The organism is Streptomyces corynorhini, from assembly GCF_003346515.1.
Lineage (GTDB): Bacteria > Actinomycetota > Actinomycetes > Streptomycetales > Streptomycetaceae > Streptomyces > Streptomyces corynorhini.
This window is the reverse complement of record NZ_QQNA01000334.1, coordinates 1-10,745: the sequence shown is the minus strand read 5'-3', so window position 1 is coordinate 10,745 and position 10,745 is coordinate 1. Positions and strand designations below refer to the sequence as shown.

9 protein-coding genes are annotated in these 10,745 nt (G+C 72.5%); 1 reads left to right on the top strand and 8 read right to left on the bottom strand.

Annotated elements, in window-relative coordinates:
* Positions 1 to 45 precede the first annotated feature (45 nt).
* From DVH02_RS31125 to DVH02_RS31110, 4 genes are all read right to left on the bottom strand, one after another.
* On the bottom strand, positions 46 to 516 hold the full coding sequence (locus DVH02_RS31125; protein WP_114627196.1) for a GNAT family N-acetyltransferase: 471 nt from the start codon (positions 514 to 516) through the stop codon (positions 46 to 48).
* A 56-nt stretch (positions 517 to 572) separates the two neighbouring features.
* Positions 573 to 1,514 carry an RluA family pseudouridine synthase gene (locus DVH02_RS31120; RefSeq protein WP_114627194.1) on the bottom strand — a complete coding sequence of 314 codons (942 nt, stop codon included), beginning with the start codon at positions 1,512 to 1,514 and terminating at the stop codon, positions 573 to 575.
* A gap of 38 nt (positions 1,515 to 1,552) precedes the next feature.
* Positions 1,553 to 2,116, bottom strand: a complete 564-nt coding sequence (lspA, locus tag DVH02_RS31115) for a signal peptidase II (protein ID WP_114627193.1) — start codon at positions 2,114 to 2,116, stop codon at positions 1,553 to 1,555.
* Between the two features lie 123 nt (positions 2,117 to 2,239).
* Complete coding sequence (locus DVH02_RS31110; RefSeq protein WP_114627192.1) at positions 2,240 to 3,082, bottom strand: TraR/DksA family transcriptional regulator; 843 nt, start codon at positions 3,080 to 3,082, stop codon at positions 2,240 to 2,242.
* A 587-nt stretch (positions 3,083 to 3,669) separates the two neighbouring features.
* Between DVH02_RS31110 and ileS the strand changes: the two genes are divergently transcribed.
* Entirely contained in the window at positions 3,670 to 6,843 is a 3,174-nt protein-coding gene (gene ileS, locus DVH02_RS31100; RefSeq protein ID WP_114627191.1) for an isoleucine--tRNA ligase, read from the top strand.
* Positions 6,844 to 6,888: 45 nt separating this feature from the next.
* Here ileS and DVH02_RS31095 read toward each other — a convergent pair whose 3' ends face one another.
* The 4 genes from DVH02_RS31095 to DVH02_RS31080 all read right to left on the bottom strand — a co-directional run bounded on the left by DVH02_RS31095 (position 6,889) and on the right by DVH02_RS31080 (position 10,732).
* Positions 6,889 to 7,695: a putative hydro-lyase gene (locus tag DVH02_RS31095; RefSeq protein ID WP_114627190.1), complete on the bottom strand. Its 807-nt coding sequence runs from the start codon at positions 7,693 to 7,695 to the stop codon at positions 6,889 to 6,891.
* Complete coding sequence (locus DVH02_RS31090) at positions 7,692 to 9,053, bottom strand: MFS transporter (RefSeq protein ID WP_114627189.1); 1,362 nt, start codon at positions 9,051 to 9,053, stop codon at positions 7,692 to 7,694. The genes DVH02_RS31095 and DVH02_RS31090 overlap by 4 nt, the downstream gene beginning before the upstream one ends.
* A gap of 158 nt (positions 9,054 to 9,211) precedes the next feature.
* Positions 9,212 to 9,664, bottom strand: a complete 453-nt coding sequence (locus tag DVH02_RS31085; RefSeq protein ID WP_114627188.1) for a VOC family protein — start codon at positions 9,662 to 9,664, stop codon at positions 9,212 to 9,214.
* 156 nt (positions 9,665 to 9,820) lie between these two features.
* On the bottom strand, positions 9,821 to 10,732 hold the full coding sequence (locus DVH02_RS31080) for a 5-oxoprolinase subunit C family protein (RefSeq protein WP_325051416.1): 912 nt from the start codon (positions 10,730 to 10,732) through the stop codon (positions 9,821 to 9,823).
* Between the last annotated feature and the right edge of the window lie 13 nt (positions 10,733 to 10,745).

Below are 10,745 nucleotides of genomic sequence, written 5' to 3'. Positions count from 1 at the left end.
CCCGGTGCACCGGGGACGGGTGGACGGCCGGATCCCCGGCCCCGCTCACCGCGCCGGGGCCGCCGTCAGCTCCTTGCGCATGGCGCGGTGCGCGATGCCCGCGTCCAGGAACTCGGGGCCGTGGGCGGCGTATCCGAGCCGCTCGTAGAAGGCCAGCGCGTGGGTCTGCGCGTGCAGGTCCATCGCGGTGAGGCCGCGCTCCACCGCCGCCGCCTCGATCCCGCGCACCAGCGCGGCGCCCACGCCCCGCCCGCGCGCGGCCCTGAGCACCGCCAGCCGTCCCAGCGCGCCGACGCGCGGGTCGCCGCCGGTCCTGTCGGCGGCCACGGGGCCGTGCAGCAGCCGTCCCGTGCCCAGCGGGGTGCCGTCGTGGTGGACGGCGAGCACCTGGACCGCCCGGTCGTCGAGGCCGTCGTATTCGAGGTCCTCGGAGACGCCCTGTTCGTCGACGAAGACCTGACGGCGCACCGCGAGGCACGCCTCGACGTCGGCCGGGTCCTGCACGACCCGCACCAGCGGACCGGCCCCGCCGTCTGCGGCCCCGCCGTCCCCGGCCGGGCGCGGCAGCGTGCTCACGCGTTGCTCTCCGCCCTGACCTTGTCCAGCGCACCCTGGAGGTCGTCCGGGTAGCCGCTGGCGAACTCCACCCACTGGCCGTCCGAGGGGTGCTCGAAGCCGAGCCGTACGGCGTGCAGCCACTGCCGGGTCAGCCCGAGCCGCTTGGACAGCGTCGGGTCGGCGCCGTAGGTCAGATCCCCGACGCAGGGGTGGCGGTGGGCGGACATGTGCACGCGGATCTGGTGCGTACGGCCCGTCTCCAGCTTGATGTCCAGCAGCGAGGCCGACCGGAACGCCTCGATCAGGTCGTAGTGCGTGACCGACGCCTTGCCCTCGGCGGTGACCGCCCACTTGTAGTCGTGGTTCGGGTGGCGGCCGATGGGCGCGTCGATGGTCCCGCTCATCGGGTCCGGGTGGCCCTGCACCAGCGCGTGGTAGCGCTTGTCCACGACGCGCTCCTTGAACTGCGCCTTGAGCAGCGTGTAGGCGCGCTCCGACTTGGCCACGACCATCAGCCCGGAGGTGCCGACGTCCAGCCGGTGCACGATGCCCTGCCGCTCGGCGGCGCCCGAGGTCGAGATGCGGTACCCGGCGGCGGCGAGGCCGCCGATCACGGTCGTGCCGGTCCAGCCGGGGCTGGGGTGCGCGGCCACGCCGACCGGCTTGACGATCACGACGATGTCGTCGTCGTCGTGCACGATCTCCATGCCCTCGACGGGCTCGGCCACGATCTGCACGGGCGCTGCGGCGGGCGGCATCTCCACTTCGAGCCAGGCACCGCCGCTCACCCGCTCGGACTTCCCGACGACGGCGCCGTCGACCTGGACCTTCCCCGAGGCGGCGAGGTCCGCCGCCTTCGTACGGGAGAAGCCGAACATACGGGCTATGGCGGCGTCGACGCGCTCGCCCTCCAGGCCATCGGGCACGGGCAGCGTTCTGATCTCGGGAAAGCTCACCTGTCGAGTATGCCTTGTGGCTACACCCGGCCGGACCCTCAGTCCTTGTGGACGGTCCCGTCCGGGTCCAGCCCCCGGAAGGAGAGCAGCACGATCAGGATGCCGCCGCACACGATCGCGGAGTCCGCGAGGTTGAAGACGGCGAAGTGCGCGGGCGCGATGAAGTCCACCACGGCCCCCCGGAAGACGCCGGGCGAGCGGAAGATCCGGTCGGTGAGGTTGCCGAGGGCGCCACCGAGCAGCAGGCCGAGCGCGATGGCCCAGGGCAGGCTGTAGAGCTTGCGGGCCAGCCGGGCGATCACCACGATGACGCCGGCCGCGATGATCGTGAAGATCACCGTGAACGCCTCGCCGATCCCGAAGGCCGCGCCCGCGTTCCTGATCGCGTGGAACTGCAGCAGGTTTCCGATCACCCGGATCGGCTCGTGGTGCTCCAGCTTGGCCACCACGAGCATCTTGCTGCCGAGGTCCAGCAGATACGCCACGACGGCGACGGCGAAGAGCGCGACGACCCTGCGCTTCCCCTTGGGCCGCCGCTCCTCCGGAGCCGCCGCCGCGTCGTCCGTATCCGGCGTACCGATGATCCGCTCCGCCTCTGCCACGTGCATCCTCAAAGCCAGGCCCTGTCCGGGCGATCTTCGCCGGGCCCGGGACGCCCGGACAGGACCTGAGGGGCCGACTGAGGACGAGGGTACGGCACACGCGTGCGGCACACAGGTACGACGTCAGCCTCGGCGTTCCTGCTTCTGCTTGTCCTCCACACAGAGCGTCGCACGCGGGAACGCCTGCATGCGCGCCTTGCCGATGGGCTTGCCGCAGATCTCGCACAGCCCGTACGTGCCCGCGTCGAGCCGCAGCAGGGCCCGCTCGGTCTGCTCCAGCATCTCTCTGGCGTTGGCGGCGAGGGACATCTCGTGCTCGCGCGTGATGTTCTTCGTGCCGGTGTCCGCGTCGTCGTCGCCCGCGCCGTCCCCGGAGTCCCGCATCAGCCCGGCGAGGGAGGTCTCGGAGGCGGTGATCTCGGCCTGGAGGCGGGCGATCTCGCCCTCCAGCTCGGAGCGGGCCTCCGCGACCTCCCGCGGGGTCCACGGGTCCTCCCCCGGCCGTACCGCCAGCCCGTCCGGAGGTGTGGGGGCGCCGGGCGCCGCGGGGACGGCGGTGGCCACCCCCGTCCCGGCCGCTCCGGCCGCCGTACCCCTGCCCGCGGTCTTCTTGGCTGCCACCGTCTTGGCTCCCGTCTGTTCAGCGGCCTCGGCCGCCCGGCCGGCCGCGGACGCGGCCTTCTTCGCGGTCGGGCCGGCGGCCGCCCGAGCGGGCGCCGCCTTCTCGGCCGCGGACTTCTTCGCAGGTGCCCGACCGGCCGCCGGGCTCCCGGCGGCCTTCTTCCTCGCCGTCGCCTTCTTGGCGGCGGCTTTCTTTTCCGTGGCCTTCTTGGCGGCTGTTTTCCCGGCGGCGGCCTTCTTGGCCGCCTTCTTCACGGCCGTCTTCTTCACGGCCGCCTCCGTCTCCCCGGCGGCCGTCTCGACGGCCGCTGTCTTCCTGGCCGCCGCCGTCTTCTTCGCCACCATGGCCGCGGCCCCTTCACAAGTGGTGATCGCGCACGCGAATCGTGCTGGGACGATAAATCGACACCAGGCCCTCGGCAACGGGGCACGCCGACCGCCCGGACCCTCCCCGTGGCGCGGCAGGACGGGCCTCCATCCGTTGTGCCCAGCTCCCCGCCCGGTAATCCGCCGCCGCGCGGACCGCAGCGGGCGGCCCCGCCGGTATAACCGTTCGGGTCATACGTGCGGCCGTACGGCGCTCCCCGGCCCGAGCCCCGGGGCGCTCCCCCGGAAAACGGGTCGGCCCCGCCCGGCCCCTCCCCGTACACTGGCCGCAGCGAAAGGCATGGACGGGGACAAGCGGCGTCGCAAGCGGCCATGAGCGACCCGGGGACGGTGCGAGCCCGGGGGCAGAGCGCGACGCGGTGCATCACCCCTGAGCCGCCGGAAGAAAGCCCAGGTCACCCGGGCGAGTAGAACCGGCAGCGCGACCCCAATGAGGGGGCCGCGGACGACACCCTCGTCCGGGGCCAAGGAGGGTGGTACCGCGGGAGCGCAGGCTCTCGTCCCTTCGACGGAGATCGCCGCAGTTCCGCCGGAGGAAGCGCCCCATGACAGCAGAACCCCAGCCGACGACCGCCGCGACCGGCCCCCGGTACCGCCAGGTCCCCGCCCAGGTCGACCTGCCCGCGCTGGAACACGCCGTGCTCGACTTCTGGCGTGACAACAAGGTCTTCGACAAGACCCTGGAACAGTCCGAGGGCCGCCCCGAGTGGGTCTTCTACGAGGGCCCGCCCACCGCCAACGGCATGCCGGGCGCGCACCACATCGAGGCCCGCGTCTTCAAGGACGTCTTCCCGCGCTTTCGCACCATGCGCGGCTACCACGTCGCCCGCAAGGCCGGCTGGGACTGCCACGGCCTGCCCGTGGAGCTGGCCGTCGAGAAGGAGCTGGGCTTCACCGGCAAGAAGGACATCGAGGCGTACGGCATCGCCGAGTTCAACGCCAAGTGCCGCGAGTCCGTCACCCGGCACACCGACGCCTTCGCCGAGCTGACGACCCGCATGGGGTACTGGACGGACCTGGACAACGCCTACCGCACCATGGACCCGGAGTACGTCGACTCCGTCTGGTGGTCGCTGAAGGAGATCTTCGGCAAGGGGCTGCTCGTCCAGGACTACCGCGTCGCCCCCTGGTGCCCGCGCGACCAGACCGGGCTGTCCGACCACGAGCTGGCCCAGGGGTACGAGACGATCGTCGACCCCTCGGTCTTCGTCCGCTTCCCGCTCACCTCCGGCCCCCTCGCGGGCGAGGCGGCGCTGCTGGTGTGGACCACCACCCCGTGGACCCTCGTCTCGAACACCGCCGTCGCCGCGCACCCGGACGTCCGGTACGTGGTCGCGACCGACGGCGCGGAGAAGCTCGTCGTCGCCGAGCCGCTGCTGGGCAAGGCCCTCGGCGAGGGCTGGGAGGCCACCGGCGTCTCCTTCACCGGCGCCGAGATGGAGCGCTGGACCTACGACCGCCCCTTCACGTTCGTGGAGTTCCCGACCGAGGCGCACTACGTCGTCAACGCCGACTACGTGACGACGGAGGACGGTACGGGCCTGGTCCACCAGTCCCCCGCCTTCGGCGAGGACGACCTGAAGGTCTGCCGCTCCTACGGCCTGCCGGTGGTCAACCCGATCCGCCCCGACGGCACCTTCGAGGAGGACGTGCCGCTGGTCGGCGGCGTCTTCTTCAAGAAGGCCGACGAGGCGCTCACCGAGGACCTCAGGACGCGCGGCCGGCTGTTCCGCCACGTTCCCTACGAGCACAGCTATCCGCACTGCTGGCGCTGCCACACCGCGCTCCTCTACTACGCGCAGCCGTCCTGGTACATCCGGACGACCGCCGTCAAGGACCGGCTGCTGGCGGAGAACGAGGGGACCAACTGGTTCCCCGACTCGGTCAAGCACGGCCGGTACGGCGACTGGCTGGACAACAACGTCGACTGGGCGCTGTCCCGCAACCGCTACTGGGGCACGCCGCTGCCCATCTGGCGCTGCGAGGACAACCACCTGACCTGTGTGGGCTCGCGCGCCGAGCTGACCGAGCTGACGGGCGCCGACCAGAGCGGTCTCGACCCGCACCGCCCCTTCATCGACGCGCTCACCTTCACCTGCACCGCCGAGGGCTGCGCCCACGAGGCCGTCCGGGTGCCCGAGGTGATCGACGCCTGGTACGACTCGGGGTCGATGCCGTTCGCGCAGTGGGGCTATCCGTACCGGAACAAGGACCTGTTCGAGAAGCGCTACCCGGCGCAGTTCATCTCGGAGGCCATCGACCAGACGCGCGGCTGGTTCTACACGCTGATGGCCGTCGGCACGCTCGTCTTCGACAAGTCGAGCTACGAGAACGTCGTCTGCCTCGGTCACATCCTCGCCGAGGACGGCCGGAAGATGTCCAAGCACCTGGGCAACATCCTCCAGCCGATCCCGCTGATGGACAAGCACGGCGCGGACGCGGTGCGCTGGTTCATGGCGGCGGGCGGCTCCCCGTGGGCGGCGCGGCGCGTCGGTGACGGGACGATCCAGGAGGTCGTGCGCAAGACACTGCTGACGTACTGGAACACGGTGGCCTTCCAGGCGCTGTACGCCCGGACGTCCGACTGGGCGCCCAGCGAGGCCGACCCGGCGCCCGCCGACCGGCCGATCCTGGACCGCTGGCTGCTGAGCGAGCTGCACGCGCTGGTCGACCAGACCACCCGGGCCATGGAGACGTACGACACGCAGCGCACCGGCAAGCTGCTCTCCGCCTTCGTCGACGATCTCTCCAACTGGTACGTGCGCCGCTCGCGCCGCCGCTTCTGGCAGGGCGACAAGGCGGCGCTGCGCACGCTGCACGACGTGGTCGAGACGGTGACGCGGCTGATGGCGCCGCTGACGCCGTTCATCACGGAGCGGGTCTGGCAGGACATGATCGTCCCGGTCGCGCAGGACGCGCCGGAGTCCGTGCACCTGGCGTCCTGGCCGCAGGCGGACCTGGCGGTGATCGACCCGGCGCTCTCCCAGCGGATGGCGCTGGTCCGGCGGCTGGTCGAGCTGGGCCGGGCCACCCGCGCCGAGTCCGGGGTGAAGACCCGTCAGCCGCTGTCCCGGGCGCTGATCGCGGCCACCGGCTTCGAGGCGCTCTCCGCAGAGCTGCGCGCCCAGATCACCGAGGAGCTGAACGTCTCCTCGCTGGCCACGCTCTCCGAGGTCGGCGGTTCGCTGGTCGACACGACGGCGAAGGCGAACTTCCGCGCGCTGGGCAAGCGCTTCGGCAAGGGCGTCCAGGCCGTGGCGAAGGCGGTCGCCGAGGCGGACGCGGCGGCGCTGTCGGCGGCGCTGCGCGAGGGTACGGCGTCGGTGACGGTGGACGGCGAGAGCGTCACGCTCGCCCCCGACGAGGTGATCATCACGGAGACGCCGCGCGAGGGCTGGTCCGTCGCCTCCGACTCCGGTGCCACGGTCGCCCTGGACCTGGAGATCACCCCCGGACTGCGGCTGGCGGGGCTCGCCCGCGACGCCATCCGCCTGATCCAGGAGGCCCGCAAGAACAGCGGCCTGGACGTCGCGGACCGGATCGCCGTGCGCTGGCTCTCGGCGGACGCCGCGACGGCGGAGGCGCTCACGGAGCACACCGCGCTGATCTCCGACGAGGTGCTGGCCACGGACTTCGCGCGGGGCGAGGCGGACTCCACGTACGGCGAGCCGTTCGAGGACGAGGGTCTCGCCCTCGCCTTCCGGCTCCGCAAGGCGTAACGGCCCGCTGCGCGGGGCGGGCCGGAGTCACGGCCCGCCCCGCGCTCACCCGGTGAGTCCGGCCGGTCCCTCGTCGACGGTGTGGTCGAAGACGAACATGTGGCCGGGGTGGTGCGTGATCGTGTACGCGGCCCGGACGGCGGGCAGCGCCAGCTGCGGGGTGACCCCGCACGCCCAGAAGACCGGCACGTCGCCGGGTTCGACGACGGGCGGGGGCCCGAAGTCGGGCCGCCCGAGGTCCGCGATGCCGAGCGCCGCCGGATCGCCTATGTGCACGGGCGCGCCGTGTCCCGCCGGGTAGCGGGAGGTGATCTCGACGGCGCGCGGGACCAGCCGGGCGGGGATCGACCGCGCGCTGACCACCAGCGGCCCGGACAGCCGTCCGGCGGGCCGCGTGGGCACGTTCGTGACGTAGACGGGCGGCGCCGCCGACTCCTCGGCGTACCGGACGGGCACGCCCGCCGCGCGCAGCGGCCCCTCGAAGGTGTGGCTGCACCCGAGCAGGAAACCGACCGCGTCCTCGCGCCAGTACGCCGTGATGTCGGTGGGTTCCGCGACCTGTTCGCCGTGGTGCCAGACCCGGTAGCGGGGCAGGTCGGTACGGAGGTCGGCGGTGGTCGCGCCGAGCCGTACCGTCGGATCGCCCGGCTCGGTGACGGCGAGGACGGGGCAGGGCTTGGGGTTGCGGGTGCAGTAGAGCAGGAAGTCGTAGGCGAGGTCCTGCGGTACGACCACCAGGTTGGCCTGCTGGTAGCCGTCCAGCAGCCCGGCCGTGGGCCCGGTCCAGCGGCCGGCCGCCACGAGGCGGCGCAGCTCGGCCGGGGTGGCGGGGACGGTTCCGGTCGTCGTCACAGCAGCTCCGTCCGGCTGGATTCCCGCACGGTGCGCAGCGTGAGCAGCGCCATGACCGAGGCCGCCATCAGCAGGTAGCCGGGGGCGAGCAGATCGCCGGTGGTGGCGATGAGCCAGGTGGCGAGGTAGGGGCTGAGTCCGCCGCCGATGATGGTGCCGATGTTAAAGCTGAACGAGAGGCCCGTGTAGCGCACCCGGGTGGGGAACATCTCGGCGTAGGTCGGGTACGTGACGGACTGGACGATGGGCATGGGCAGGGCCAGCACGACCATGGCGGCGACGGCCAGCGGGAAGCTGCCGAGGCCCATGACGAGCATGGCGGGGACGACCAGGACCGCGTATCCGGCGAAGCCGACGGTGATCAGCCGCTTGCGGCCCCACCGGTCGGAGAGCCCGCCGCAGACCGGCATGAGACAGGCCACGAACAGGCTGATCCCGCCCATGATCCAGAAGGTGGAGGACTTGGAGTAGCCGAGATCGGTGGTGAGGTAGATGTTCATGAAGATGAGCCCGACCCAGTAGCCGCAGTTGGACCCGATGGCCAGCAGGGTCACCTTGAGCACGGCGGCGCGGTGCTCGGTGAGCACCTCCGTCAGCGGCGCCTTGGCGGTGGCCTTCTCCGACTTCTTCGCGAGGAAGGTCTCGGAGTCCTCCAGCCGGTTGCGGGCGATCAGCGCGAGGGCGATCAGCGGCAGCGAGAGCAGGAAGGGGATGCGCCAGCCGTAGGCGTCGAGCTGACGCTCGTCCAGTACGGTCGTGGTGACCCCGGCCACCAGGGCGGCGGTGCCGCCGCCCAGGGCGACGCCGACCGGGGTGAACGACCCGAAGAAGCCGCGCTTGCCGTGCGGCGCCGCCTCGGCCAGATAGGTGGCGGACCCGGTCACCTCACCGCCCGCGAAGAACCCCTGGGCCAGCCGGACGAGGAGCAGCGCCACCGGCGCGGCGACCCCGATGGTCTCGGCGGTGGGCAGCAGTCCGACGGCGGCGGTGGCGCTGCCCATGCCCACCACGGTGAGGATCAGCACCGGTTTTCGGCCGACCCGGTCGCCCAGCCGCCCGAGCACGATGCCGCCCAGCGGGCGCATCAGGAACGCGCTGCCGAAGACCGCAAGGGTGGCCAGCAGTGCGGCGGTGGGGTCGTCGCCGGGGAAGAAGTGCGGTCCGATGATGACCGCGAGATAGCTGTAGACGCCGAACTCGTAGTATTCGATGGCGGTGCCGGCGGCGGCGGCCATGGCCGCCCGGCGCGGACGGCTGTGCGCCGGCCCGGTGAGGGGTGTCGTGGGCGCGGCGGCCGACGAGGCCGGTTCGTTCCCCGTACCCCCGGGGTCTTCGACCGTCGTTGGTAGGCTCGTCATGGGTGTCCTCCGGATCTGACATGTCCTGTGGCCGGGATGTTTCTGTCAGTCGTGCGGGCTCGTGTACCGCGGTCCGTACGGCGCGGGGTCCCCGCGCGACGGCCATCAGCGGGACCAGTCCTCCTGCTGATGACCGTCGTTCCGCGCGGCGGGGGGGCTCAGACGGCGAAGAGCCGGCTGATGTCGGCGAACGCCTTGAACTCCATCGCGTTGCCGGCCGGGTCGAGGAAGAACATCGTCCACTGCTCGCCCGGCTCGCCCTGGAAGCGGACGTACGGCTCGATGACGAACTGGGTGTCGACGGCGGTGAGCCGCTCGGCCAGTTCCTGGAACTCCGGTACGGAGAGCACCAGGCCGAAGTGGGGAACGGGCACCTCGTGTCCGTCGACGGGGTTGGTGCCGGCGATGCCGTCGCGCGGCGCCCCGGACGGGCCGTCGCCGACCTGGTGGGTGACGACCTGGTGGCCGCCGAAGTTCCAGTCGATCCACTTCGTGTCGGAGCGGCCCTCGCCGAAGCCGAGCACCTTGCCGTAGAACTGCCGGGCGGCTTCGATGTCGTCGACCGGGATGGCCAGGTGGAACGGGGCGAGGGAAGCGGGCTGGTCGGTCATGGTCGTTCTCTCTTCCTGGTATTTCGTGGCTGGTGTTTCGTGCTGGTGTTCCGCCCTGGTGTCCGGGCGCTGTTCTGCGTGGCCTGAACGGCGCGGGCGCCGTGGTCTGTCCGGCTGCTGCCCTCCTCTCGGCGCGCGGACTGTCCCCGCACGGGCTCAGCGCACGGGTGTCAGCCGCAGTTCGTCTCCCGGCACGGCCTGGCCGAGGAGGTCGATGTCGGCGTCGGTGACCACCCCGATGACGGGATAGCCGCCGGTGACCGGGTGGTCGGCGAGGAAGACGATCGGCTCGCCCGAGGGCGGCACCTGGATGGCGCCGCGCATCGTTCCCTCGCTGGGCAGGTCGACCGAGCCGATGGCCAGCGCGGCGCCCGTCAGGCGCGCGCCGACCCGGTCGCACTGGGCGGAGACCCGCCAGGGCGCGTGGGCCAGCCGGTGCCGGTCGGCGGCGCCGAACAGCTCGTGGCGCGGCCCCCACCGGAACCGGACGGTGATCGGCCCCCCGCAGGGGACGACGCTGAACGCCAGCTCCAGCGGCACGCCGGGCACCGGGCGGGCGGGCCCGAGCCCGTACCGCGACCCGGCCGCTACGGGGTCGGGTCCGAGCCCGGTGAGCGAGTCGCGCGAGGCCGACCCCAGCACCCGCTCCGGCTCCATCCCGCCGGAGACGGCCAGATAGGTGCGGCAGCCCGCCCAGGGACGGCCGATCGCCAGCACGGATCCGGCGGGCAGCCGCAGGAGCGTCGCGTCGTGCACCGGTAGACCGTCCACGGTCACCGGGGCCGGTGCCCCGGTGACCGCCACGTACCGGGGCGCCGACAGGGTCACGGCCAGGCCGCCGACGGTCACCTCGAAGGCCGGGGTGTTCTCCGGGTTGCCCGCCAGCCGGTTGGCGAGGCGGAAGCTGCGCCGGTCGGCGGGGCCGGACGCCGGGACGCCCAGATGGGCGAGGCCGGGCCGGCCCAGGTCCTGGACGCTGGTCGCGACCCCGGCCCTGACGACGGTCAGTTCCGCGTCGGTGGCCCGCGCCGCGCGCGCCGCGCCGTCTCCCTGGGCGGGGCGGGCCACCGACGCGGAACTG